Origin of the sequence: Massilia sp. Bi118, from assembly GCF_918697865.1 — a bacterium.
Classification (GTDB): domain Bacteria; phylum Pseudomonadota; class Gammaproteobacteria; order Burkholderiales; family Burkholderiaceae_D; genus Telluria.
In genome coordinates this window covers 1-23,666 of sequence record NZ_CAKKMV010000005.1, presented here as the reverse complement: position 1 = coordinate 23,666, position 23,666 = coordinate 1, and the positions used below count along the sequence as shown (strand labels likewise).

The window sequence follows — 23,666 nt, the reverse complement described above, 5'->3', positions numbered from 1 at the left end:
ATGTTCGATGAGGATGCTTGGGAAGCCTCCGCGGCGATTTTCGCACATCGGAATGACCGCGGCATTACTTCCCTGGGTAGTACTCCGGCAGCATGAGGGTTGCTTCCAGGCCGCCGTCCGGATGGTTCGCCAGCGTGATGCTCCCGCCATGCTGCTCGGCGATGTTGCGGGCGATCGTCAGTCCGAGGCCGGTGCCGCCCGACTCGCGCGAGCGCGAGCTTTCGACGCGGTAGAACGGGTCGAAGACGCGCGCCAGCTCGGTTTGCGGGATGCCGGGGCCGGCGTCGCGGATGCGGATCCGCGCGGCACCATTGATGCGGTCCACCGTGACCCTGGCCGACTGGCCGTACTTGACGGCGTTGTCGATCAGGTTGACCAGGCAGCGGCGCAGGTCCATCGGGCGTCCCAGCATCGCCATGTTGGCGGTGCCGGACAGGCTCACGCGCTGGCTGGCGTCGGCGGCGTCGGCGCACACGGAATCCAGCAGCGAATCGAGATCCATCATCTGCATGGTCTCGGTGGTGTCCATGCTGCGCGCCAGGTCCAGGCCTTCGCGCACCATCGCCTGCATTGCCGACAGGTCGCCGATCAGGCGCCCCTGCAGTTCCGGCTCGCTCACTTTTTCCAGGCGCAGGCGCAGGCGCGTCAGCGGGGTTTGCAGATCGTGGGTGATCGCAGCCAGCATCTGGGTGCGCTGGAAGATGTACTGGCGGATCCGCGCCTGCATCGCATTGAAGGCGGCGCTGGCCTGGCGGATCTCGTCGGCGCCGGTCAGGTCCAGCGGCGGATGGTTGATGTCGTTGCCGAGGTCCTTCGCGGCCTGGGCCAGCTGCTTGAGCGGACGGATGGTCATGCGCGCCACCAGGTAGGCCAGGAAGCCGATGCTGACCAGCAGCAGCGCGATGGTGCCGGTGTAGTCGGCGCGTTCCGGCGAGGTGGCCGAGCGCGGCGGCAGCACCGACAGGATCAGCGGGGTGCCGTCGCGCAGGCTCACCAGGATGCTTTCGCAGGTGCCGCGCCACTTCATGCGCAGCAGGCCGAACACCACCGGCTGCTCGCGCGCCAGCGCGCAGGCGGCCGGGCGCACGGCCAGCGACTGCAGGCGATAAGGCTTGCTGGCGCCCGCCTTGTTCATGCGTGCGATCAGCAGCTGGGTGAATTCGGTGGGCGCCGGCATCAGGGCCGGCAGGCTGGGCGCCACTGATTCGAGGCGCATGCCGGGACGGTTCGCCACCTGCAGGTAGGCGCTGCGCGCGGATTCGGGGACGATCTCGGTGGCCATGATCAGCTGTTCGGCGCGGTCGAGGTTGTGCAGGTCGCGGAATTCGTCGATGACGCGCTGGCGCTCGGCGTCCGCCAGCAGCTGGGTCAGCGCGGCGGTCAGCAGGACACCCAGCAGCAAAGTAATGAACACGCGGCCCGTCATCGAGCCGAAGAAAGCCTTCACGCGCCGGGCTCCACGCTCACCTGTCCGGCCAGCACGTAGCCGCCGTTACGGACCGTCTTGATAATCTGGGGCATGCGCGCATCCTCGCCCAGCTTCTGGCGCAGGCGGCTGATCTGGATGTCGATCGAGCGGTCGAAGGGATCGGCGTCGCGGCCCTGGGTCAGGTTCAGCAGCTGGTCGCGGTTCAGCACGCGGTTCGGGTGCTCGAGGAACACGCGCAGCAGGCGGAACTCGGCGCCCGACAGCATGATGACCACGCCCTGCGGATTGACCAGGTGGCGCGCGGTCAGGTCCAGGGTCCAGCCGGAGAATTTCATCTGCTGCACGCTCTCGGTCTGCGAGTTCGGCGGCATCGCATGGCTGCGGCGCAGGACGCTGCGGATGCGCGCCAGCAGTTCGCGCGGCTCGAAGGGCTTCGGCAGGTAGTCGTCGGCGCCCATCTCGAGGCCGAGGATGCGGTCGAGCGGCTCGTTGCGGGCCGTGAGCATGATCACCGGCAGGGTCGAGGTCGCGCGCAGCTTGCGGCACAAAGTCAGGCCGTCGTCGCCGGGCAGGTTCAGGTCGAGCACGATGAGGTCGGGGCGCGCTTCATCCAGCGTCTTCCACATCGCGGTGCCGTCGGCGGCGGCCAGCGCACGGTAGCCGTTCGCTTCAAGGTAATCGGCCAGCAGCGAGCGGATATCGCGGTCGTCATCGACGATCAGAATGGTAGATGGAGTGTCCATGTCACCATTATCGCGACTTCACTGTCCCCTGAACAGCCACTTTGTATCGGCTTGTATATGGATGGCGTAGGGAAACAAATTGATACAAAGGGCGAGACAGCGGACACGCTGCACTTACACTTTTCACCGAAGATGGACTCACCGTGCAGCGAGATGTTCTCACGATGATGCACGCAGCCGTGGCAGCCGCCACATCAACCTGACTAGGAAAAAGAGATGAACACCTTACGCAAAACCATTTTTACCGCCATCGCCGCACTGTCCCTGGGCGGCGCGATGATCGGCGCCCAGGCGCAATCGCAGGCGCCCGATTCGCACCCGAAAGCGCACCTGAGCAAGGAAGAACGCCAGGCCAGACACGCGGAGTTTGCCGCCAAACGCGAACAGAAGCGCGCCCAGCGCGTGGCAAAACTGCACGACGAGCTGAAGATCACCCCGGCCCAGGAAAACGCCTGGAACGCCTTCGTGGCCTCGATGAAGCCGGCACACCGTGCCGGTGACCGCCAGCACGGCGACCGCGCGGCCCTGGCCAAGCTGTCGGCGCCCGAGCGTGCACAGAAGATGATCGAGCGCCGGAAACAGCGCGCGGTCTTCATGGAGCAGCGCCTGGCTGCGCTGAACAGCTTCTACTCGGTGCTGTCGCCGGACCAGAAGAAGGTGTTCGACGAGAAGGCGGCGCGCATGCAGCACCGTTTTGGGCGCCATGGCGGTGGTCATGGCGGCTGGCAGCATGGCGGGCAGCGTGGCGAGACTGCGCGCGGTTAAAATTAGCCGATAAAAATAGCACGTCGTTCCCGCGAAAGCGGGAACCCATGCTGAGCGTCTTCGTTCAGCTCAGTATGGATTCCCGCCTGCGCGGGAATGACGTGCTGCTGTTGCGGTATTACTGAAGCTTTGCCAATGAAGCCAGGAACTTTGCACTATCCTGGTAGCCGATCACCCGCCCATCCGCAATCTCCCGCCCACTCCGGTCGAACAGGATGATCCCCGGCGGCCCGAACAGCCCGAAACGCTTCAGCATCGCCCGGTCCGCCGCATCGTTGGCGGTTACGTCCACCTGCAGCAGCACGGTATCCGCCAGCCGCGCCTTGACCGCCGGATCGACGAAGGTCAGCTTTTCCATCTCCTTGCAGGACACGCACCAGTCGGCATAAAAGTCGAGCATGGCGGTCTTGCCATTGGTCGCGGCCAGCGCCTGGTCGAGCTGCTCGACGGTCTTGATGCGGGTGAAGGCCAGTTGCTGGGCCGGCGCGCCGCCGGTAAAGCGCGCCAGCGGCGCCAGCGGGTCGCGCGCACCGCTCGCCAGGCCGACCAATTGGACCGCACCCAGCACTGCCAGGGCCGCGCCCAGGGCCATGCCGGCCCAGTGGCGCTTCACACTGCCGCGCAGCAGGTAGAAACCATAGCCCAGCAGCAGCGCGGCCCACAGCAGCATCTGCAGCAGGCCCGGGAGCACCGGCGCCGTCATCCACAAGGCCATCGCCAGCATCAGCACGCCAAAGAAGCGCTTCACCGATTCCATCCACATGCCGGCGCGCGGCAGCAGCGAGCCGGCCGAGACGCCCACCAGCAGCAGCGGCACGCTCATCCCGATCGCCATCGCGAACAGCGCGGCGCCGCCGATCAGGACATCACGGGTCTGGCTGATGTAGACCAGGGCGCCGGCCAGCGGCGCGGCCACGCAGGGGCCGACAATCAATGCCGAGATCGCGCCCATCACGAACACGCCCGCCAGCTTGCCCGAGGCCTGGCGCCCGGAAGCGTCGGCCAGGCGCGTCTGCAGCGCAGCCGGCACCTGCAACTGAAACACGCCGAACATCGACAGCGACATCGCCGCAATCAAGAGGCCGAAGGCGCCCAGCACCCAGGGGTTCTGCAGCGCCGCAGCCAGGCCCTCGCCGAGCAGGCCGGCGGCCACACCCAGCAGGGTGTAGACGATCGCCATGCCGAGCGAATACGAGAGCGACAGGATGAAACCGCGTCCGCGGCCGGTCTGCTGGCCTTCGCCGACGATGATCGACGACAGGATCGGCACCATCGGCAGCACGCAGGGGGTGAAGGCCAGGCCCAGCCCCAGCAGGATGAAGGCGGGGACAATGGCGAGCAGGCGGCCGCCTTGCAGCAGGGCGGCGATACCGGAGAGTTCGGAGGGGGCGGTGGCGACGGTGGTCGCGGCCGCCGGGGTCGTTGCGGCGTTGCTTGCGGCTGGGACATTTGCCGGTGCGACGGCGGCGAGCGTTGCCTCGGCGCTCGGCGTTGCCGCGCCGGCGGCGGCTGGCTGCGCACCCGCTGCCGGCTGCCGGCCAGCCGGCAGCTGGACCGCGGCCGGCGGCGTCGACGAAGGCGTCAGCCTGAAGCCGGATGCGCCCTCGGCGGCCGGGGTCGAACCGAGGGAACCGCTACCGGACTGCCCCGGCGGCACGCTCGTCTGCGGCAGCGACTGCCCTGCCCCGCCGCCGCCCGCCACCAGGCGCACGCTGGCGTCCTGCGGCGGATAGCACAAGCCCTTGTCCGCGCAGCCCTGGCCGGTGACGTTCAGCGTGAACGGCCCCTCCCCTTGCACCGGAATGCGGATCGCCACGCTGTGGTGATAGGTTTCGACGTCCTTGTTGAAGGTCTCGTCGAATTTCACTTTGCCGGGCGGGATCTGCGGCTCGCCCAGCTTCGCGCCGGCGGCGCTGAACTTGAAGCGCTCGCGGTACATGTAGTAGCCGTCGGCGATCGCATAGCTGACCTCGGCCGTATGCGGGTCGAGCATGCGCGCGGAGAGCCTGAACGCCTGTTCGGGCGGCAGGAAGTCGTCCTCGGCATGGGCGGGAGCGAGCAGCACGAGGCTGGCGAACAGCGAGAGCAGAAATCTGAGCATGGGGAACAGGTGTTGGTTCAACGCAGCAGCATGGTACACCCGGCTTGCGGCCAATGCACGGGCGAAAAAAAACCAGGCACGAAGCCTGGTTTTTTCATACGCGGACTGACGATTACTCGGCGGTCGGTGCGTTTTCGTCGACGCCGACTTCCGGACGGTCGGTCAGCTCGACGTAGGCCATCGGTGCATTGTCGCCAACGCGGAAGCCCATCTTCAGGATACGGGTGTAGCCGCCATTACGGTTCGCGAAACGCGGGCCGATGTCAGCGAACAGCTTCTGGACGATCTCACGGTCGCGCAGGCGGGCGAAGGCCAGACGCTTGTTTGCCAGGGTGTCTTTCTTGCCCAGGGTGATGATCGGCTCGACGACTTTGCGCAGTTCCTTTGCTTTCGGAACGGTGGTCTTGATCGCTTCGTGACGCAGCAGCGAAACGGTCATGTTGCGCAGCATGGCCAGGCGGTGGGACGAAGTACGGTTCAGCTTACGGAGGCCGTGACGGTGACGCATGGTAAATCCTTTCGAGTTTTAAATTCCAGTTCTTCGATCGTTCATGCAAACGAATGCATGACCGCGGACCGGTTCTAAGTGAGATGAAACGCCCGCGCAACATTGCGCGGGCGGGTACTGCAAATTACTTTTCCAGACCTGCGGGCGGCCAGTTTTCCAACTTCATGCCCAGGGTCAGACCACGGGAAGCCAGGACTTCCTTGATCTCGTTCAGCGACTTGCGGCCCAGGTTCGGGGTCTTCAGCAGTTCGTTTTCCGAACGCTGGATCAGGTCGCCGATGTAGTAGATGTTCTCGGCCTTCAGGCAGTTTGCCGAACGGACGGTCAGTTCCAGGTCGTCCACCGGACGCAGCAGGATCGGATCGACCAGCGGTGCGCGCGACGGCGCTTCCGCAGCGGCTTCGGTGCCTTCCAGGGCGGCGAACACGTTCAGCTGGTCGACCAGCACGCGTGCCGATTGACGGATCGCCTCTTCCGGGGTGATGACGCCATTGGTCTCGATGTTGATGATCAGCTTGTCCAGGTCGGTACGCTGTTCGACACGGGCCGATTCCACGGCGTAGGACACGCGGCGCACCGGCGAGAACGATGCATCCAGGATGATGCGGCCGATGGTCTTGTTGGTGTCTTCCGACAGGCGGCGCACGTTGCCCGGCACATAGCCACGGCCCTTCTCGACCTTGATCTGCATGTCCAGCTTGCCGCCGGCGGTCAGGTGAGCGATCACGTGTTCCGGGTTGATCAGTTCGACGTCATGCGGCAGGTCGATGTCCGATGCCAGGACGGGGCCTTCGCCTTCCTTCTTCAGGGTCAGGGTCACGGAGTCACGGTTGTGCACCTTGAACACGACGCCCTTCAGGTTCAGCAGCAGGTCGACCACGTCTTCCTGCACGCCGTCCAGCGACGAGTACTCGTGCACGACGCCGGCGATCGTCACTTCGGTCGGCGCGTAGCCGATCATCGACGACAGCAGGACGCGGCGCAGCGCGTTGCCCAGCGTATGGCCATAACCACGTTCGAACGGCTCCATCACGACTTTCGCGTGGCCGGCGCCGAGGGTCTCGACGTCGATGATACGTGGCTTCAACAGACTGTTTTGCATGAAAGGTCCTTTATCAATACCCTCGGCTCGTTACACCGATAAGGCTGATGGCATCAGTGAAAACGCCCGCGACGTGCGCGGGCGGTACAACTACAGCGTTACTTATTAACGCGAGTACAGTTCGACGATCAGTGCTTCGTTGACGTCAGCGGCGATCTCGTTACGCTCCGGGAACGAACGGAAGGTGCCTTCCATCTTCTTCGCATCGACCGACACCCAGCTCGGCATGCCGACTTGTTCGGCCAGCGACAGGGCTTCGACGATACGGGTCTGCTTCTTGGCCTTTTCGCGGACAGCGACGACGTCGCCGGTCTTGACCTGGTAGGAAGCGATGTTCACGACCTGGCCGTTCACGGTGAAGGCTTTGTGGCTGACCAGCTGGCGCGCTTCAGCGCGGGTCGAGCCGAAGCCCATGCGGTAAGCGACGTTGTCGAGACGGGCTTCCAGCAGCTTCAGCAGGGTTTCGCCGGTGTTGCCCTTGCGGCGCGACGCTTCGGCGAAGTAGCGGCGGAACTGGCGCTCCAGGATGCCGTACATGCGCTTGACCTTCTGCTTTTCACGCAGCTGGTTGCCGTAGTCCGAGGTACGGGCGCCCGACTTGACGCCGTGCTGGCCCGGCTTGACGTCCAGTTTGCACTTGGAGTCGAGCGAGCGGCGTGCGCTCTTCAGGAACAGGTCGGTGCCTTCACGGCGCGACAGTTTTGCTTTTGGTCCGATATAACGTGCCACGTTAAACTTCCTTTGTTTGAATGATCACGCCCCGGATGCGATTCTCGATCGCAACAGGCGCTAGTCCAGTTCTGCATGAGACCGGACGTGGCTTACAAAAACCCTGCATCGGGACGACGCAAGGCGACAATAGCCGGGCAGTATAACCCATTTCTGGGCTCACTGCACCGGCGATTCTTTGACGACGATCTCGTCGCGTATCTGCCACACATGCGGGCTGGGCCCGACTGTGTGGCGTACAACTTATTTAGATACGACGGCGCTTCGGCGGACGGCAGCCGTTGTGCGGCACCGGCGTCACGTCCTGGATCTCGGTGATCTTGATACCCAGGTTGTTCAGCGCGCGCACAGCCGACTCACGGCCCGGGCCCGGGCCCTTGATGCGCACTTCCAGGTTCTTCACGCCGTATTCCTGAGCGACCTTGCCAGCTGCTTCAGCTGCGACCTGGGCCGCAAACGGGGTCGATTTACGCGAACCCTTGAAGCCAGCACCGCCGGAGGTAGCCCACGACAGGGCATTGCCCTGACGATCGGTGATCGTGATGATGGTGTTGTTGAACGATGCGTGGACGTGTGCGATGCCTTCGGCGACGTTCTTTTTGACTTTCTTACGGATGCGAGCTGCAGCCGCAGAGCTTTGTTGCTTAGCCATGGTCGGTTCCTAGATTATTTCTTCAGCGATTGAGCGGCTTTGCGCGGGCCCTTGCGGGTACGTGCATTGGTACGGGTACGCTGACCGCGGACCGGCAGGCCCTTACGGTGACGCATGCCGCGGTAGCAGCCCAGGTCCATCAGACGCTTGATGTTCATGGACAGTTCGCGACGCAGATCGCCTTCGACCACGAACTTGCCAACCTGCTCACGCAGCTTTTCCAGTTCGTTGTCGTCCAGGTCCTTGACCTTCTTGTTGGTTGCAACGCCGGTCGCTGCGCAGATCTGCTGCGAACGGGTACGGCCAATGCCGTAGATCGCCGTCAGGCCGATGACGGTGTGCTGATGATTGGGGACGTTGACCCCTGCAATACGTGCCATTCGATATTCCTCGTATTAACCTTGACGCTGCTTGTGACGCGGCTCGACGCAGATCACACGGACCACGCCCTTGCGCTTGATGATCTTGCAGTTGCGGCAGATCCGCTTGACTGAAGCGTTAACTTTCATTTTGCACTCTCTTCCAGATTCGATTACTAAATGTTTTACTTGGTGCGGAACACGATGCGGGCCCGGGACAGGTCGTACGGCGTCAACTCAACCGTCACCTTGTCGCCCGGCAGAATGCGGATGTAATTCATCCGCATTTTACCCGAGATATGTCCCAACACCACGTGCCCGTTTTCCAGCTTCACGCGAAAGGTCGCGTTCGGGAGATTCTCGAGAATCTCCCCTTGCATTTGGATGACGTCGTCTTTTGCCATTCGGTCTGCTCACTCCTGGGTATCGGCCGCCGCTCAACGCGACGGGATACCGCCTTTGAAATTCGCCTTGCGCAGCAGCGATTCATATTGCTGCGACATGACGTAGTTCTGTACTTGCGCCATGAAGTCCATGGTTACCACCACCACGATAAGCAGTGAGGTGCCGCCGAAATACACTGGAACTTTCCAGTACGACGTCATGAATTCGGGCAGCAGGCACACCAGGGTGATGTAGACCGCACCGGCCAGGGTCAGGCGCATCAGGATCTTGTCGATGTAGCGCGCAGTCTGCTCGCCCGGACGGATGCCCGGAACGAATGCGCCGCTCTTCTTCAAGTTGTCCGCCGTTTCCTTGCTGTTGAATACCAGCGCCGTATAGAAGAAGCAGAAGAACACGATCGCCACCGCATACAGCAACGCATGGATCGGTTCGCCCGAGCCCAGCGACGCAGCCAGATCCTTCAGGAACCCGATGAAGGGGCTGTTGGAGTCCTTGCCGCGCGTGAACCAGTCGACGATCGTGGCCGGGAACAGGATGATCGACGAAGCGAAGATGGGCGGAATCACACCGGCCATGTTCAGCTTCAGCGGCAGGTGGCTGGTTTGGCCACCGTAGATCTTGTTACCGACCTGGCGTTTCGCGTAATTCACCAGGATCTTGCGCTGGCCGCGTTCAATGAACACGACCGCGTAGGTCACCAGGGCCACCAGAATCACGATGAGGATTGCGGAGAAGCTATTGATCGAACCTTGGGACACCAGGGTGAACAGATTACCCAGTGCGCTCGGCAGACCAGCCGCAATACCGGCAAAGATGATGATCGAGATACCGTTGCCAAGACCACGTTCCGTGATCTGCTCACCCAGCCACATGAGGAACATGGTGCCGGTCAGCAGGGTCACGACAGTCACAAGGCGGAAAGCCATGCCCGGATCGAGCACGAGGCCTTGCTGGGCTTCCAGCGCGACCGCGATGCCGAATGCCTGGAACAGAGCCAGTGCCACCGTAAAATACCGGGTGTACTGGGTGATCTTGCGGCGTCCGGCCTCGCCTTCCTTCTTCAGCGCCTCCATCTGCGGCGAGACGATCGATGCCAGCTGCATGATGATCGAAGCCGAAATATAAGGCGTGATACCGAGAGCGAACACAGCAAAGCGGGACAAGGCGCCGCCCGAGAACATGTTGAACATGCCAAGGATGCCGCCTTCGTTCTGCTTGAACAGCTGGGCCAGGGCGACCGGGTCAATCCCGGGGACCGGGATGTGAGCGCCGATACGGTACACGACCAATGCCCCAAGCAGGAACCACAACCGACCCCAGGGGAATCCGGAAGCGGCGCTTTTACCAAGTTGTGAATTAGTCGCCAATTTTTGCTCCGATCAGGCAGCGGCCGCGTTTAGGCGACCGAACCGCCAGCTGCTTCGATCGCTGCCTTCGCGCCAGCGGTGGCTTTGATGCCTTTCAGGTTCACCGCTTTGGTGATTTCACCCGACAGGATCACGCGCACATCGCGAGCGACGACCGACAGCACGCCGGCTTGCTTGAGCACCAGGATGTCGACATCGCCGACGGCCAGGTTGTTCAGGTCCGACAGACGAACTTCAGCCTTGAACGTAGCGTTCAGGGACTTGAAGCCGCGCTTCGGCAGACGGCGCTGCAGAGGCATCTGACCGCCTTCGAAGCCGACTTTGTGGAAGCCGCCCGAACGCGATTTCTGACCTTTGTGACCGCGGCCGGCAGTCTTGCCCAGGCCCGAGCCGATACCGCGACCGACGCGACGCTTAGCGTGCTTGGCGCCGTCAGCAGGTTGAATGGTATTGAGTTGCATATTTTCTCCGTTAACCAAGCCGCGGCTTAGTCGACAATTTTCACGAGGTAGTTGACCTTGTTGATCATGCCGCGGACCGACGGGGTGTCCTGCAGCTCGGAAACCGAGTTGACACGACGCAGACCCAGACCACGCACGGTGGCGCGGTGATCCTGACGGGTACCGATCAGGCCTTTGACCAGCTTGACTTTAATGGTGTTTGCCATGGTAATTCCCCTTAACCCAGGATCTCTTCGACCGACTTGCCGCGCTTGGCAGCGATGTCAGCCGGGGTGCTCATCTTCGCCAGACCGTCGAGGGTGGCGCGAACCAGGTTGTACGGGTTCGACGAACCGGTGGACTTGGCGACCACGTCGGTCACGCCCATCACTTCGAAGATTGCGCGCATTGCGCCGCCGGCGATCACGCCGGTACCCGGCTTGGCCGGAGCCATCAGGACGCGCGAGGCGCCGTGACGACCGGTAACGGTGTGCTGCAGGGTACCGTTCTTGAGGGGCACCTTGATCAGGTTGCGGCGGGCTTCTTCCATCGCTTTCTGCACGCCGACCGGAACTTCCTTCGACTTGCCTTTGCCCATGCCGATGCGGCCATCGCCGTCACCGACAACGGTCAGCGCTGCAAAACCCATGATACGACCACCCTTGACCACTTTGGTCACGCGGTTGATCGCAATCATTTTCTCGCGCATGCCATCATCCGGCTTGTCGCTTGCCATTTTCGCTTGCATTTTTGCCATGACGATTCTTCCTTAGAACTTCAGACCGGCTTCACGCGCGGCTTCTGCCAGCGCCTTCACACGGCCGTGGTAACGGAAACCCGAACGGTCGAATGCGACTTCGGTGATCCCTGCTTTCAGTGCTTTCTCTGCGACGCGCTTGCCAACCAGTGCGGCTGCAGCAGCGTTGCCGCCTGCACCCGACTTGCCGCCCAGCTCGGCGCGCACTTCTGCTTCCAGCGTCGAAGCCGAAACCAGGACCTTCGCATCCGGGCTGATCAGGTTCGCATAGATATGCAGGTTGGTGCGGTGAATCGACAGGCGATTCACGCCCAGCTGCGCGATCTTGATGCGGGTTTGGCGTCCGCGACGCAGACGCGATTGTTTCTTGTCCATGTCAGCTCCGATTATTTCTTCTTGGTTTCTTTAAGCTTCACCACTTCGTCCGCATAACGGACACCCTTGCCCTTGTAAGGCTCAGGCGAGCGGTAAGCACGCACTTCTGCGGCAACCTGGCCGACCTTTTGACGATCGATACCCTTGATCAGGATTTCGGTCGGGGTCGGGGTGGTTGCAGTGACGCCTTCCGGCATCGCGTGCAGAACCGGGTGCGAGAAACCCAGCGACAGGTTCAGGGCGTTGCCCTGCACTGCTGCCTTGTAACCCACGCCAACCAGGGTCAGCTTGCGCTCGAAGCCCTTGGTCACGCCGGTCACCATGTTGTTGACCAGTGCACGCAGGGTGCCCGACATTGCGTTCGATTCGCGGGAATCGTCGATAACGTCGAACGACAGCGTGCCGTTGTTGTTTTCCACTTTGACCAGGCCGTTCAGCGGCTGGGTCAGGGTGCCCAGCGGGCCCTTGACGGTGATCGACGACGCGTTGATCGCGACATCGGTACCGGCCGGGACGGCGATTGGCATCTTAGCTACTCGAGACATCGTCTACTCCTTAAGCCACGTAGCAAAGCACTTCGCCACCGACGCCGGTTGCACGTGCTTTACGGTCGGTCATCACACCCTTCGGGGTCGAGACGATTGCCACGCCCAGGCCGTTCATGACCTGAGGGATCTCGTCTTTGCCCTTGTAGATGCGCAGGCCAGGACGGGACACGCGCTCGATGCGCTCGATAACCGGACGGCCAACGTAATATTTCAAACCGATGTTCAGTTCCGACTTGCCACCTTCGGTGGACACGGCGAAATCTTCGATGTAACCCTCGTCCTTCAGGACGTTGGCGATCGCAACTTTCACTTTCGAGGACGGCATCGACACGTTGGTCTTTTGCACGCCTTGTGCGTTGCGGATGCGGGTCAGCATATCGGCGATAGGATCGCTCATACTCATTGCTTATTCTCCTATTACCAGCTAGCTTTGGTCATACCCGGGATTTCGCCTTTCATGGCGAATTCGCGGAGTTTGGTACGGGCCAGACCGAATTTACGGAAAGTACCGCGCGGACGGCCGGTCATGGCGCAGCGGTTACGCTGGCGGGTCGGGGCCGAGTTACGCGGCAGTGCCTGCAGTTTCAGGCGTGCTTCGTAACGCTCTTCTTCGGTCTTCGACTGGTCGTCGATGATTGCTTTCAGAGCGGCACGCTTTGCGGCGAATTTCTCCACCAGGTCTGCACGCTTCTGTTCGCGGTTGATCAGTGCAAGTTTTGCCATGCTCTTAGTTCCTGAACGGGAATTTGAAGGCGGCGAGCAGCGCTTTGGCTTCTTCGTCGGTCTTAGCGGTGGTGGTGATCGAGATGTTCATGCCACGCAGCGCATCGATCTTGTCGTAATCGATTTCCGGGAAGATGATCTGCTCTTTGACGCCGATGTTGTAGTTACCACGACCGTCGAAGGACTTGCCGCTCACGCCGCGGAAGTCACGCACGCGCGGCAGGGCCACGGTGATGAAACGGTCCAGGAATTCGTACATGCGGGCGCCACGCAGGGTCACCATCGTACCGATCGGGTAGCCTTCGCGGATCTTGAAACCTGCGATTGCCTTGCGAGCCTTGGTCACGACCGGCTTCTGGCCGGCGATCTTGGTCAGGTCGCCAGTGGCGTGCTCGATGATCTTCTTGTCGGCGACAGCTTCCGACAGACCCATGTTCAGGGTGATCTTGGTCAGGCGCGGCACTTCCATCACCGACTTGTAGCCGAATTTCTCGGTCAGTTCGGAGACGACTTTGTCTTTATACAGTTGTTGCAGACGGGCCATTTCTTATTACCCCTTCACTACTTCGCCGTTCGACTTGAAGACGCGGACTTTTTTGCCATCCACTTCTTTGAAGCCAACGCGATCAGCCTTGCCGGACGCTGCATTGAACAGCGCGACATTCGACACGTGAATCGGCATGGTCTTGTCGACGATACCACCAGTTACGCCGGTCATCGGGTTCGGCTTGACGGCCTTCTTGGCCACATTCACGCCTTCAACGATGACGTGCTCAGCATCTACACGCTGCTGAACGACACCGCGCTTGCCTTTGTCTTTACCGGCCAGAACGATGACTTCGTCGTTTTTACGAATCTTATCCATTACGACTCCCTTACAGAACTTCAGGTGCCAGGGACACGATCTTCATGAACTTTTCGGTACGCAGTTCGCGCGTCACCGGTCCGAAGATACGGGTGCCGATCGGCTCCAGCTTGGCGTTCAGCAGGACGGCAGCATTGCCGTCGAACTTCACCAGGGAACCGTCCTGACGGCGCACGCCCTTGGCGGTACGCACGACCACGGCATTGTAGATTTCACCTTTCTTGACGCGGCCGCGCGGGGCAGCCTGCTTCACGGTGACCTTGATCACGTCGCCAATGCTGGCGTAACGGCGCTTGGAGCCGCCCAATACCTTGATGCACAGAACTTCCTTGGCACCGGTATTGTCGGCCACTTCGAGCCGGCTTTCGGTTTGAATCATGATATTTTCTTTCCCAACTTAAGCCGTAGAAAATCCCACGGAAATCCGTGGGCCTGCGGTCAGTCTTGGTCCCGCCGCACCGCCCCTGCTGGAGCAATACGTTTGGGTGATTGGACTTTCCAATACTTCATTGCAGGCCGCAGACATCGCGGGGACAACTGCGGCAACACATGAACGAAGCCCGCTAGTATCCCAGATACCAGCGGGCCACGCAAGACAAATTTTCAGGCTTTACAGAACCTGTGCGACCTGTACAACTTTGGTCAGGGTCCAAGCCTTCGTCTTCGAGATCGGGCGACCTTCCTGGATCTCGACCGTGTCGCCGGTCTTGGCCTGGTTGGTCTCGTCGTGCGCGTGATACTTGTTCGAGCGCACGATGATCTTGCCGTACAGCGGGTGCTTGACGTGACGCTCGACCAGCACGGTTACCGTCTTGTCCATCTTGTCGGACACGACCTTGCCGACCAGCGTACGCTTCAGCGCCGTTTTAGTGGTGTCGTTCATTTGGCTTCCTTCTGGGTCATCACGGTTTTGACGCGGGCGATATCGCGGCGCACCTTCTTGAGCTGGGCGGTGTTGCTCAGCTGCTGCGTTGCGATTTGCATGCGCAGGCCGAACTGTGCCTTCAGCAGCTCATTCAGCTCTTGCTGCAGAGCTGCCTGGTCTTTGCCGCGGAGTTCCGTTGCTTTCATTCTTAACTCCTGTTATTGGCCGACCTGGCGCACCACGAAAGTGGTTGCCAGCGGCAGTTTGGCAGCGGCCAGGCGGAATGCTTCGCGCGCCAGTTCTTCTGCGACGCCGTCCATCTCATACAGGACCTTGCCCGGCTGGATTTCTGCGACGTAGTACTCAGGGTTACCCTTACCGTTACCCATACGGACTTCAGCCGGCTTGTTCGAGATCGGCTTGTCCGGGAAGATACGGATCCAGATACGGCCGCCACGTTTGATGTGACGGGTCATGGCACGACGTGCCGCTTCGATCTGGCGAGCCGTGATACGGCCGCGGGCAACGGCCTTCAGGCCGAACTCACCGAACGACACAGCGGTGCCGCGGGTGTGCGAAATGCCGGTGTTACGGCCCTTCTGCTCTTTACGATACTTTCTGCGGGATGGCTGCAGCATGCTTATTCTCCTGCTTTCTCAGCAGCCGGCTTGGCAGCGCGGCGGCCTGCTGGTGCGGTACCTGGCTTGGCGCCCGGGCGGCCACGGCCAGCCGGTTTGCCGTCGTCACGACGCGGACCGCGCGGCTTTTTCTCGTCGGCCGGCACGTCGATCACCGGAGCTTCGCCCGTTGCCGAACGATCGCCCTTGTAGACCCAGACCTTGACACCGATGATGCCGTAGGTGGTCGAGGCTTCGCTGGTGCCGTAGTCGATATCGGCGCGCAGGGTGTGCAGCGGCACACGGCCTTCGCGGTACCATTCGGTACGTGCGATCTCGATGCCGTTCAGACGGCCCGACGACATGATCTTGATGCCGACAGCGCCCAGGCGCATGGCGTTCTGCATCGCGCGCTTCATGGCGCGACGGAACATGATGCGCTTTTCGAGCTGCTGGGCGATCGAATCGGCGATCAGCTGCGAGTCGATTTCCGGCTTGCGGATCTCTTCGATATTGACGTGCACCGGCACGCCCATGATCTTCGCCAGCGACGACTTCAGCACTTCGATGTCTTCGCCCTTCTTGCCGATCACGACGCCAGGACGCGACGAGTAGATGGTGAAGCGCGCGTTCTTGGCAGGACGCTCGATGACGACGCGGCCAACCGAAGCGTTCTTCAGCTTCTTCTTCAGGAAAGCGCGAGCTTCCAGGTCTTCCTTCAGCATGTCGGCAAAATTGCCGTTGCCAGCGTACCAGCGCGATGCCCAGTTACGGGTGACCGCCAGGCGGAAGCCGGTTGGGTGGATTTTCTGACCCATCGTGTGACTCCTTAGTTACCGACAGTCACGTAGATGTGACAGGATTGTTTCGAAATGCGATCACCGCGGCCTTTGGCGCGAGCCGTAAAGCGCTTCAGGATCGGGCCCTTTTCGACATAGATCTGAACGACCTTCAGTTCGTCGATGTCGGCACCATCGTTGTGTTCCGCGTTGGCGATTGCCGACTCGAGAACCTTCTTGATGATGGTCGCGCCCTTCTTCGGGCTGAACTGCAGGATGTTCAGCGCAGCGTCGACCTTCTTGCCGCGGATCAGGTCCGCAACCAGGCGGCCCTTCTGTTCCGACAGGCGAACGCCTTTGAGGATTGCTTTAGTTTCCATTATCGTTTCGCCTTCTTGTCAGCAGCGTGGCCCTTGAACGTACGGGTCAGCGCGAATTCGCCGAGCTTGTGGCCGACCATGTTCTCCGAGACGTACACCGGGACGTGGACCTTGCCGTTGTGCACGGCAATGGTCAGACCGATGAAGTCAGGAGTGATCGTCGAGCGGCGCGACCAGGTTTTGACAGGCTTCTTGTCTTTGGCAGCTTGCGCGGCTTCGACTTTCTTCACCAGGTGGGCGTCGATGAACGGCCCTTTTTTCAATGAACGAGTCATGTTTTATCCTTATTTCTTGCCGCGACGCGAGACGATCATCGACGAAGTGCGCTTGTTCGAACGCGTCTTCTTGCCCTTGGTCTGCTGGCCCCATGGCGACACCGGATGACGACCGGCTGCCGTACGACCTTCACCACCACCGTGCGGGTGGTCGATCGGGTTCATGACGACACCGCGGACGGTCGGGCGGACACCGCGCCAACGCATCGCACCGGCTTTACCGATCTTGCGCAGGCTGTGCTCGGCATTGCCGACTTCACCCACGGTTGCACGGCACTCGATGTGCACGCGACGGACTTCACCCGAGCGCAGGCGAACCTGGGCGTAGGTGCCTTCGCGGGCCATCAGCACGACAGCGGCGCCGGCGGTGCGGGCCATCTGTGCGCCTTTACCCGGCAGCATTTCGACGCAGTGCATCACGGTACCAACCGGGATGTTGCGGATCGGCAGGCAGTTACCGGCCTTGATCGCTGCTTCCGAGCCGCTCATCAGCGTGTCGCCGACAGCAACGCCCTTCGGGGCGATGATGTAAGCACGTGCGCCGTCGGCGTAGCACAGCAGGGCGATGTGGGCGGTACGGTTCGGGTCGTATTCGATACGCTCGACCTTTGCCGGGATGCCATCCTTGCTGTTGCGCTTGAAGTCCACGACACGGTAGTGGTGCTTGTGACCACCGCCGATGTGACGGGTCGTGATGTGACCGTTGTTGTTACGGCCAGCGGTCTTCGATTTCTTCTCAACCAGGGCTGCGAACGGACGACCTTTGTACAGGTCGCTGTTCACAACCTTCACCATGCCGCGGCGGCCTGGGGAGGTTGGCTTCATCTTAACGAGTGCCATTATTTAGCCTCCTCGACAAAATTGATTTCCTGACCCGGCTTCAGGGCCACGAAAGCACGCTTGGTGTGGTTGCGACGACCGACGAAACGACCCGAACGCTTTTGTTTGCCTTCGCGGTTCACGGTCTGCACCGACTCGACTTCCACCTTGAACAGCAGTTCGACGGCGGCCTTGATTTCCGGCTTGGTCGCGTCCGGCAGAACCTTGAACACGATCTGTTCGTTCTTTTCAGCGACGAAGGTCGCCTTTTCGGAAATGACCGGAGCCAGCAGCACCTTCATCAGGCGCTCTTCGCTGAATTTGATTGCGGCGCTCATGCGTACATCTCCTCGATCTTGGCCAGAGCAGCTTTGGTGACCAGGACTTTCTTGTAGAACACCAGCGACATCGGGTCAGCATGCTTCGGCTCGACAACCAGCACGTTCGGCAGGTTGCGCGATGCCAGCAGCAGGTTTTCGTCGATGGTGTCGGTGATCACCAGGACCGATTCCAGGCCCATGCTCTGCAGCTTTTGCGACAGCAGCTTGGTCTTCGGGGCTTCGATCGACAGGTTCTCGACGACGTTCAGACGCTCTTCGCGGGCCAGTTGCGACAGGATCGAGCACATACCGGCGCGATACATCTTCTTGTTGACTTTGTGCGAGAAGTTCTCGTCAGGCGAGTTCGGGAAGATACGACCACCACCACGCCACAGCGGCGACGACGACATACCGGCACGGGCGCGGCCGGTGCCTTTCTGACGCCAAGGCTTCTTGGTCGTGTGGGAGACTTCTTCACGATCCTTCTGCTTGCGGTTACCCGAGCGCGCGTTGGCGGCATAGGCGACCACGATCTGGTGGATCAGTGCTTCGTTGTAATCGCGACCGAAGACTTCATCGGTGGCGTTGACGTTCGAGCCGGCTTGGCCTTGCTCATTCAGGAGCTTCAGTTCCATCGTTTACGCTCCTTTCTTTGCTTTGACCTTGACGGCCGGCTTGACAACCACTTGGCCGTTCTTGGCGCCAGGAACGGCACCCTTCACCAGCAGCAGTTGACGATCGGCGTCGATACGGGCGATTTCCAGGTTCTGGGTGGTGACGGTAACGTCGCCCATGTGACCGGTCATGCGCTTACCAGGGAACACGCGACCCGGATCCTGCGCCATACCGATGGAGCCAGGAACGTTGTGCGAACGCGAGTTACCGTGGGTTTGACGACCCGAAGCAAAGTTGTGACGCTTGATGGTACCGGCGTAGCCTTTACCGATCGAGGTGCCTTGCACGTCGATCTTCTGGCCGACTTCGAACATCGACACATTGACTGCGTCGCCTGCTTTGAATTCAGCGGCTTGTGCGGCTTCGATGCGGAATTCCTTCAGCAGCGTACCGGCTTCGACGCCAGCTTTGGCGTAGTGACCCGCACTGGCCTTGTTCACGCGGGAAGCGCGACGTTGACCGAATACGACCTGAACAGCGGAGTAACCGTCAGTTTCAGGAGTTTTTACTTGCGCAACACGGTTGTTCGACACGTCCAGCACGGTGACAGGAATCGAATCCCCATCATCCGTGAAGATGCGCATCATGCCAACCTTGCGACCGAGGAGGCCCAGGCTCATTTTTTCTCCATTCCCACCTACGATTGGGCGGGGCTAATTGAACTACAAAAACGCATGGGCAAAAAAAGACTAGCCCATACCGAAGCCGGCTAGTATAGCGCGCGCGTCGAGTAGGCGCAACAGGAGAATGCGAGGAGTAACGCGCTCTGTTGCGTTTTACGCTTTTGTCATGGAGAAGAAAGGAATCCGTTCTTGGCGAACGGCACAGAAAAGCCTTACTGCAACTTTTCTCTGCAGGCTCAGGGCCTGCGATATGGAGGAATTCTGGTGGGCGGTGCAGGATTCGAACCTGCGACCCCTTGGATGTCGACCAAGTATTCTAACCAGCTGAACTAACCGCCCGGGGAGGCCGCATTATACGAAATGGTTTTATTGTTGCGCAAGGCTTTTGTTGCGAAATTTTTCGCGTGGGCCTGTCTCTCCCCTGCCCGCTACAATGTGCGCATCTGACAAGAGGGGTAGCGGATGCATCACGTCTTCTTCGGTAACACGGTCTATCAATGGCTCAGCGCCCTCGGCGTGGCCCTCGTGGTCATGCTGTCGCTGTGGCTCATCAAGCATGTGCTGGTGCGGCGCCTGGGCGTGATCGCAGCCCGTACGGCCACGCGGCTGGACGACGTCGCCGTCGCCGCGCTGGAGTCGACCAAATTGCTGGTGATGGCGGTGATCGGCCTGTACGCCGGCTCGCTGATGCTGGTGTTGCCCGAGGGCGTGCGCGTGATCGTCACCCGCACCGCCATCACCATTGGCCTGGTGCAGGGCGCGATCTGGGGCAACGCCGCCCTGCGCAGCTGGCTGCAGCAGTACTACGAGAACCGGGCCACCGATCCGGCGCGCGCCACCTCGGCGGCGGCGGTCGGTTTCATTGCGCGCATGGTGCTGTGGGTCGTGATCCTGCTGATGATCCTGGATAACCTGGGCGTCAACATCACCACCCTGGTCGCCTCGCTGGGCATTGGCGGCATCGCGGTGGCGCTGGCCGTACAGAATATCCTCGGCGACCTGTTCGCTTCCCTGTCGATCGTGCTGGACAAGCCCTTCGTGATCGGCGACTTCATCGTCGTCGACAAATACCTGGGCACGGTCGAATACGTGGGCCTCAAGACGACGCGCATCCGCAGCCTGGGCGGCGAGCAGCTGGTGTTCTCGAATGCCGACCTGCTCAAGAGCCGGCTGCAGAACATGAGCCGGCTGGAAACGCGCCGCGCGGCCTTCACGGTCTCCGTCACCTACGACACGCCGGCGGCCACGCTGCGCGCGATCCCGGCCATGCTGGCGGAGATCGTCAAGGCCCAGCCCAAGACCAGGCTCGACCGTTCGCACTTCACGGGCGTCGGCGCTTCGTCGATGAACTTCGAGGTCGTGTACTTCTATGAGTCGCCGGATTACCTCGCCTTCATGGACGTGCAGCAGGAGATCTGGCTGCGCATCGTCGAGCGCTTCGATGCGGAAGGGATCGAGTACGCCTACCCGACCCAGACCCTGCAGGTACGCAACGGTGCAAAAGAAATTCCGGGGATCACGCCGGACGCCGGCGGCGCGCCTGCCGCGAGCTGATCAGTGCAAGGGCGCGGTCGAGGCCCGCACGACCAGTGAGGTGGCCAACGCGATATTGCGCAGCGGCTCATGCCCGCCGCGGATACGCTCGATCAGCTGGACGATGGCCTGGCGCGCCATCTCGCGCTTGGGCGGCGCCATCGTGGTGAGCGGCGGCGTCGCATAACAGGCGGCGCCGATATCGTCGTAACCCACCACCGACAGCTCGCCCGGCACGCGCACGCCGGCGCTGCTGGCCGCGCACAGGCCGCCGATCGCCATCAGGTCGCTGGTGACGAACACGGCGGTAGGACGGCGCGGCCGCGCCAGCAGGCTGCCGAAGGCCGCGTGGCCGCCGGCGCTGGTGAATTCCACGTACAGGATCTCGCTCTCGGGCACGGCGATGCCTGCCTCGCGCATCGCGCGCATGAAGCCGCCGACCCGTTCCCGGCTGCGCGGCAGGTCGGCCGGGCCGGAGACGCAGGCGATGTCGCGGTGGCCCAGCTCGATCAGGTGGCGCGTGGCCTGGTAGGCGCCCTCCTCCTGCCCGGCCAGCACCAGGTCGGCGTCCAGCCCCGGCAGCGCGCGCTCGAGCTGGATGATGGGCACGGATTCGTGGCGCAGCAATAAATCGTGGTCCTCGTCGGCGCCGCTGGCCACCAGGACCAGGCCGTCGATGCGCTTTTCCATCAGCAGGCGCAGGTAGGCGGCCTGCTTCTGCGCACCGCCATGGGCGTTACAGAGGATGATGTGATAGCCGAGCTCGAAAGCAGTGTCTTCGATCCAGCGGATCAACTCGGCAAAATAGGGGTTCGAACTGTTGGGCACCAGCACGCCGATGGTGTTGGTCTTGTCGTTCTTGAGGCTGCGGGCGACGGCGCTGGGCACATAGCGCATCTCGTCGATGATGCCGAGCACCCGCTTGCGCACCTCGTCGCTGACGGCGCGCGTATTGTTGATCACATGCGAAACGGTCGAGATCGACACCCCGGCCCGTTGCGCCACCTGCTTCATTGTCGCCATCGCGTTCCCCCTGAGGCGCGATTATCGCCGATATGTTTCAATACTTACAACATCTGAATACGGCTTTGCAGTTCTTGCGGGCGATCCAGGTAGAGGAAGATGCAGCTCGGGCCGGTCCGCTCGACGCCGAGGTGGGTCAGGCGCACCCGGCTGCCTGGTTTCAAGATCAGGACGGTATTCGGCTTATCAAGAGGTGACGCCTTGATCGCGCTCCGGCGCTCGATGCCGCGGCGGCGCAGCCAGGCGGCAACCGGTTCGTCGATGCGTTCGCAGGCGGCGATCGCATCGAGGGGGATACTGCCCTGGGTGCGGGCGCCGATGCTGATGTGCAGAGCCTCTTCCGTCAGCACGTGCTCGCCCGCGCCGATCAGCCAGCGGTCGCCCAGCATGTAGACGATCGAGGACAGTGCGCCGCCCAGCATCAGCAGGTGGATCGCCAGGCGCTCGCCTTCGCCATGCACCAGCAGCGGCACGATGGCGGCATCGAGCGGCAGTTCGACCAGGGAGGAAAACAGCACGAAGGCGCAGGCGGTGCGGTAGGCGCCGAACTTCAGGTAGCCGAGGGCTTGCCCGGCCGGCGCTACGTCGGGGCGCGGCCGGCGCAGCAGCCACGCCATGAAGCCGCGGCGCAGTGCACGGTCGAGGCGCAGCATGCCGATGAGTTCCGGCGGCAGCCAGGCAGCGGGCAGCTTGCCCCAGGCGGGGGCGCGCAGGGCAAGCCGGGTACGCTCGAGTGCGTCAGGGAGGTGGGACAGGTCCTTGGCGATCAATACCAGCAGCGGCGCAAGCAGGGACAGCGGGCGCAGGCTGTGGACGAGCCACCTGGGCAGAACCAGCATGAGGAACATGCCACCGACAAAGACCAGCCAGGCGGCGCCGATCACGTCGAGCCAGGAAGTGCGGCGCAGGCGCTCGGCCTGCCGGGAGAGGGAAAGAGTTGTCATGGCAATACGATCATAACATTGCCATTACAAAAGAAAACGGGGCTGGATCACAGAGTGATGCCAGCCCCGTCCTCACCGGCAGACGAATCCGCCGGGCGACACGAGATTATTGCAGCTTGATTTCGACGTCGACGCCAGCCGGCAGGTCCAGCTTCATCAGTGCGTCAACGGTCTTGTCGGTCGGGTCCACGATGTCCATCAGACGCTGGTGCGTACGGATTTCGAACTGGTCGCGCGAGGTCTTGTTGACGTGCGGGGAACGCAGCACGTCGAAACGCTGGATTCGGGTCGGCAGCGGGACCGGGCCCTTAACGACGGCGCCGGTGCGCTTGGCGGTGTCGACGATTTCCAGAGCGGACTGGTCGATCAGTTTGTAGTCGAACGCTTTCAGGCGGATACGGATTTTCTGATTCGGAGCGGACATGCTAATTCCTTTAAAAGAACGTTCCGGCGAGGCCGGCAATGTGTAAAAGGTGCTTCGGGTACTGCTCAAGAGGCGGGAGTATATCACCGTTCTCACTTAAACAGATGGGGACAGCTTGAAAAGTCTGTCCCCATCCGTTGTGCCGGCGGTACGCACCGTCGGCGAATCACGCTAACCGAAATTAGGCGATGATCTTGGCAAGCTCGGCCGGGGTTTCGCGGGACATGTCCCGCGCCGGCCGGGCGGCCTGCCCTTGCAAGGGCAGGCTAAGTGGCGTTCTTAGGCAATAATTTTCGCCACGACGCCGGCGCCGACGGTACGGCCGCCTTCGCGGATTGCGAAGCGCAGACCTTCTTCCATCGCGATCGGAGCGATCAGCTTGACGGTGATCGACACGTTGTCGCCCGGCATGACCATCTCTTTGTCGGCCGGCAGAACGATCGAACCGGTCACGTCGGTGGTACGGAAGTAGAACTGCGGACGGTAGTTGTTGAAGAACGGGGTGTGACGGCCACCTTCGT

At 61.7% G+C, this 23,666-nt stretch carries 37 protein-coding genes and 1 tRNA gene; 2 read left to right on the top strand and 36 right to left on the bottom strand.

Going from position 1 to position 23,666, the window contains the following annotated elements; genetic code table 11:
• Positions 1-64: 64 nt before the first annotated feature.
• Together LQV39_RS08740 and LQV39_RS08735 are read right to left on the bottom strand one after the other, a co-directional pair.
• Complete coding sequence (locus LQV39_RS08740) at positions 65-1,447, bottom strand: ATP-binding protein (protein ID WP_230023721.1); 1,383 nt, start codon at positions 1,445-1,447, stop codon at positions 65-67.
• Entirely contained in the window at positions 1,444-2,172 is a 729-nt protein-coding gene (locus LQV39_RS08735) for a response regulator (RefSeq protein WP_230023714.1), read from the bottom strand. The genes LQV39_RS08740 and LQV39_RS08735 overlap by 4 nt, the downstream gene beginning before the upstream one ends.
• Positions 2,173-2,388: 216 nt before the next feature.
• On the opposite strand from LQV39_RS08735, the gene LQV39_RS08730 reads away from it, so the two are divergent.
• Positions 2,389-2,937 carry a Spy/CpxP family protein refolding chaperone gene (locus LQV39_RS08730; protein ID WP_230023703.1) on the top strand — a complete coding sequence of 183 codons (549 nt, stop codon included), beginning with the start codon at positions 2,389-2,391 and terminating at the stop codon, positions 2,935-2,937.
• Between the two features lie 118 nt (positions 2,938-3,055).
• Here the strand turns inward: LQV39_RS08730 and dsbD are convergent, their stop codons facing one another.
• From dsbD to LQV39_RS08580, 30 genes are all read right to left on the bottom strand, one after another.
• The gene (gene dsbD, locus LQV39_RS08725; RefSeq protein ID WP_230023696.1) at positions 3,056-5,038 is read right to left on the bottom strand and encodes a protein-disulfide reductase DsbD; all 1,983 of its coding nucleotides are present in this window, start codon (positions 5,036-5,038) and stop codon (positions 3,056-3,058) included.
• 112 nt (positions 5,039-5,150) lie between these two features.
• Positions 5,151-5,546: a 50S ribosomal protein L17 gene (gene rplQ, locus LQV39_RS08720; protein ID WP_047826107.1), complete on the bottom strand. Its 396-nt coding sequence runs from the start codon at positions 5,544-5,546 to the stop codon at positions 5,151-5,153.
• Between the two features lie 124 nt (positions 5,547-5,670).
• A complete protein-coding gene (locus LQV39_RS08715) occupies positions 5,671-6,648 on the bottom strand; it encodes a DNA-directed RNA polymerase subunit alpha (RefSeq protein WP_036240374.1) in 978 nt (325 codons plus the stop codon).
• A gap of 105 nt (positions 6,649-6,753) precedes the next feature.
• Positions 6,754-7,377: a 30S ribosomal protein S4 gene (gene rpsD / locus LQV39_RS08710; protein ID WP_230023674.1), complete on the bottom strand. Its 624-nt coding sequence runs from the start codon at positions 7,375-7,377 to the stop codon at positions 6,754-6,756.
• A gap of 247 nt (positions 7,378-7,624) precedes the next feature.
• A complete protein-coding gene (rpsK, locus tag LQV39_RS08705; RefSeq protein ID WP_036172227.1) occupies positions 7,625-8,029 on the bottom strand; it encodes a 30S ribosomal protein S11 in 405 nt (134 codons plus the stop codon).
• A 14-nt stretch (positions 8,030-8,043) separates the two neighbouring features.
• The gene (gene rpsM / locus LQV39_RS08700; RefSeq protein WP_047826109.1) at positions 8,044-8,409 is read right to left on the bottom strand and encodes a 30S ribosomal protein S13; all 366 of its coding nucleotides are present in this window, start codon (positions 8,407-8,409) and stop codon (positions 8,044-8,046) included.
• Positions 8,410-8,424: 15 nt separating this feature from the next.
• Positions 8,425-8,538: a 50S ribosomal protein L36 gene (rpmJ, locus tag LQV39_RS08695; RefSeq protein ID WP_005663407.1), complete on the bottom strand. Its 114-nt coding sequence runs from the start codon at positions 8,536-8,538 to the stop codon at positions 8,425-8,427.
• 35 nt (positions 8,539-8,573) lie between these two features.
• Positions 8,574-8,792 carry a translation initiation factor IF-1 gene (gene infA, locus LQV39_RS08690; protein ID WP_005663428.1) on the bottom strand — a complete coding sequence of 73 codons (219 nt, stop codon included), beginning with the start codon at positions 8,790-8,792 and terminating at the stop codon, positions 8,574-8,576.
• Between the two features lie 33 nt (positions 8,793-8,825).
• Positions 8,826-10,160, bottom strand: a complete 1,335-nt coding sequence (gene secY, locus LQV39_RS08685; RefSeq protein WP_230023654.1) for a preprotein translocase subunit SecY — start codon at positions 10,158-10,160, stop codon at positions 8,826-8,828.
• A 29-nt stretch (positions 10,161-10,189) separates the two neighbouring features.
• Positions 10,190-10,621, bottom strand: coding sequence for a 50S ribosomal protein L15 (rplO, locus tag LQV39_RS08680; protein ID WP_047826111.1), 432 nt, complete (start codon positions 10,619-10,621; stop codon positions 10,190-10,192).
• Positions 10,622-10,647: 26 nt separating this feature from the next.
• Positions 10,648-10,827, bottom strand: coding sequence for a 50S ribosomal protein L30 (gene rpmD / locus LQV39_RS08675; RefSeq protein WP_230023643.1), 180 nt, complete (start codon positions 10,825-10,827; stop codon positions 10,648-10,650).
• Positions 10,828-10,838: 11 nt separating this feature from the next.
• Positions 10,839-11,357, bottom strand: a complete 519-nt coding sequence (gene rpsE / locus LQV39_RS08670; RefSeq protein WP_047826112.1) for a 30S ribosomal protein S5 — start codon at positions 11,355-11,357, stop codon at positions 10,839-10,841.
• A 12-nt stretch (positions 11,358-11,369) separates the two neighbouring features.
• Positions 11,370-11,732 (bottom strand): 50S ribosomal protein L18, encoded by a 363-nt coding sequence (rplR, locus tag LQV39_RS08665; protein ID WP_230023636.1) that lies wholly within the window; start codon positions 11,730-11,732, stop codon positions 11,370-11,372.
• Between the two features lie 11 nt (positions 11,733-11,743).
• Positions 11,744-12,277 carry a 50S ribosomal protein L6 gene (rplF, locus tag LQV39_RS08660; protein ID WP_230023625.1) on the bottom strand — a complete coding sequence of 178 codons (534 nt, stop codon included), beginning with the start codon at positions 12,275-12,277 and terminating at the stop codon, positions 11,744-11,746.
• A 10-nt stretch (positions 12,278-12,287) separates the two neighbouring features.
• The gene (gene rpsH / locus LQV39_RS08655; protein WP_230023611.1) at positions 12,288-12,683 is read right to left on the bottom strand and encodes a 30S ribosomal protein S8; all 396 of its coding nucleotides are present in this window, start codon (positions 12,681-12,683) and stop codon (positions 12,288-12,290) included.
• 14 nt (positions 12,684-12,697) lie between these two features.
• Complete coding sequence (rpsN, locus tag LQV39_RS08650; RefSeq protein WP_036240351.1) at positions 12,698-13,003, bottom strand: 30S ribosomal protein S14; 306 nt, start codon at positions 13,001-13,003, stop codon at positions 12,698-12,700.
• Positions 13,004-13,007: 4 nt separating this feature from the next.
• Complete coding sequence (rplE, locus tag LQV39_RS08645) at positions 13,008-13,547, bottom strand: 50S ribosomal protein L5 (protein ID WP_047826117.1); 540 nt, start codon at positions 13,545-13,547, stop codon at positions 13,008-13,010.
• Positions 13,548-13,553: 6 nt separating this feature from the next.
• A complete protein-coding gene (gene rplX / locus LQV39_RS08640) occupies positions 13,554-13,868 on the bottom strand; it encodes a 50S ribosomal protein L24 (protein ID WP_047826118.1) in 315 nt (104 codons plus the stop codon).
• A 10-nt stretch (positions 13,869-13,878) separates the two neighbouring features.
• The gene (gene rplN / locus LQV39_RS08635) at positions 13,879-14,247 is read right to left on the bottom strand and encodes a 50S ribosomal protein L14 (RefSeq protein WP_036172202.1); all 369 of its coding nucleotides are present in this window, start codon (positions 14,245-14,247) and stop codon (positions 13,879-13,881) included.
• Positions 14,248-14,478: 231 nt separating this feature from the next.
• Entirely contained in the window at positions 14,479-14,751 is a 273-nt protein-coding gene (gene rpsQ / locus LQV39_RS08630) for a 30S ribosomal protein S17 (protein WP_047826119.1), read from the bottom strand.
• Positions 14,748-14,939, bottom strand: a complete 192-nt coding sequence (rpmC, locus tag LQV39_RS08625) for a 50S ribosomal protein L29 (protein WP_230023597.1) — start codon at positions 14,937-14,939, stop codon at positions 14,748-14,750. The genes rpsQ and rpmC overlap by 4 nt, the downstream gene beginning before the upstream one ends.
• 12 nt (positions 14,940-14,951) lie before the next feature.
• Entirely contained in the window at positions 14,952-15,371 is a 420-nt protein-coding gene (gene rplP, locus LQV39_RS08620; RefSeq protein WP_005663456.1) for a 50S ribosomal protein L16, read from the bottom strand.
• 2 nt (positions 15,372-15,373) lie between these two features.
• Positions 15,374-16,168 carry a 30S ribosomal protein S3 gene (gene rpsC, locus LQV39_RS08615; RefSeq protein WP_027867256.1) on the bottom strand — a complete coding sequence of 265 codons (795 nt, stop codon included), beginning with the start codon at positions 16,166-16,168 and terminating at the stop codon, positions 15,374-15,376.
• A gap of 11 nt (positions 16,169-16,179) precedes the next feature.
• Positions 16,180-16,512 carry a 50S ribosomal protein L22 gene (gene rplV / locus LQV39_RS08610; RefSeq protein WP_171085678.1) on the bottom strand — a complete coding sequence of 111 codons (333 nt, stop codon included), beginning with the start codon at positions 16,510-16,512 and terminating at the stop codon, positions 16,180-16,182.
• A complete protein-coding gene (rpsS, locus tag LQV39_RS08605) occupies positions 16,509-16,784 on the bottom strand; it encodes a 30S ribosomal protein S19 (RefSeq protein WP_047826122.1) in 276 nt (91 codons plus the stop codon). The genes rplV and rpsS overlap by 4 nt, the downstream gene beginning before the upstream one ends.
• Before the next feature lie 9 nt (positions 16,785-16,793).
• Positions 16,794-17,624 (bottom strand): 50S ribosomal protein L2, encoded by an 831-nt coding sequence (gene rplB / locus LQV39_RS08600; RefSeq protein WP_230023585.1) that lies wholly within the window; start codon positions 17,622-17,624, stop codon positions 16,794-16,796.
• A complete protein-coding gene (gene rplW / locus LQV39_RS08595; protein WP_230023578.1) occupies positions 17,624-17,941 on the bottom strand; it encodes a 50S ribosomal protein L23 in 318 nt (105 codons plus the stop codon). The genes rplB and rplW overlap by 1 nt, the downstream gene beginning before the upstream one ends.
• Positions 17,938-18,558, bottom strand: coding sequence for a 50S ribosomal protein L4 (gene rplD / locus LQV39_RS08590; RefSeq protein ID WP_230023572.1), 621 nt, complete (start codon positions 18,556-18,558; stop codon positions 17,938-17,940). Before rplD ends, rplW begins: the two co-directional genes overlap by 4 nt.
• A 3-nt stretch (positions 18,559-18,561) precedes the next feature.
• Positions 18,562-19,218, bottom strand: a complete 657-nt coding sequence (gene rplC / locus LQV39_RS08585) for a 50S ribosomal protein L3 (protein WP_230023565.1) — start codon at positions 19,216-19,218, stop codon at positions 18,562-18,564.
• Between the two features lie 265 nt (positions 19,219-19,483).
• A tRNA-Val gene (locus tag LQV39_RS08580) sits at positions 19,484-19,560 on the bottom strand.
• A 123-nt stretch (positions 19,561-19,683) separates the two neighbouring features.
• Here LQV39_RS08580 and LQV39_RS08575 point away from each other — a divergent pair.
• Complete coding sequence (locus tag LQV39_RS08575; RefSeq protein ID WP_230023557.1) at positions 19,684-20,775, top strand: mechanosensitive ion channel family protein; 1,092 nt, start codon at positions 19,684-19,686, stop codon at positions 20,773-20,775.
• Here the strand turns inward: LQV39_RS08575 and LQV39_RS08570 are convergent, their stop codons facing one another.
• From LQV39_RS08570 to LQV39_RS08555, 4 genes are all read right to left on the bottom strand, one after another.
• The gene (locus tag LQV39_RS08570; protein ID WP_230023551.1) at positions 20,776-21,777 is read right to left on the bottom strand and encodes a LacI family DNA-binding transcriptional regulator; all 1,002 of its coding nucleotides are present in this window, start codon (positions 21,775-21,777) and stop codon (positions 20,776-20,778) included.
• A gap of 44 nt (positions 21,778-21,821) precedes the next feature.
• Positions 21,822-22,721: a hypothetical protein gene (locus LQV39_RS08565; protein WP_230023541.1), complete on the bottom strand. Its 900-nt coding sequence runs from the start codon at positions 22,719-22,721 to the stop codon at positions 21,822-21,824.
• A gap of 106 nt (positions 22,722-22,827) precedes the next feature.
• Positions 22,828-23,145, bottom strand: coding sequence for a 30S ribosomal protein S10 (gene rpsJ, locus LQV39_RS08560; protein WP_005663509.1), 318 nt, complete (start codon positions 23,143-23,145; stop codon positions 22,828-22,830).
• 279 nt (positions 23,146-23,424) lie between these two features.
• Positions 23,425-23,666, bottom strand: a 242-nt coding sequence (locus tag LQV39_RS08555; RefSeq protein WP_230023530.1) for an elongation factor Tu, incomplete at its 5' end; no start/stop codon positions are given.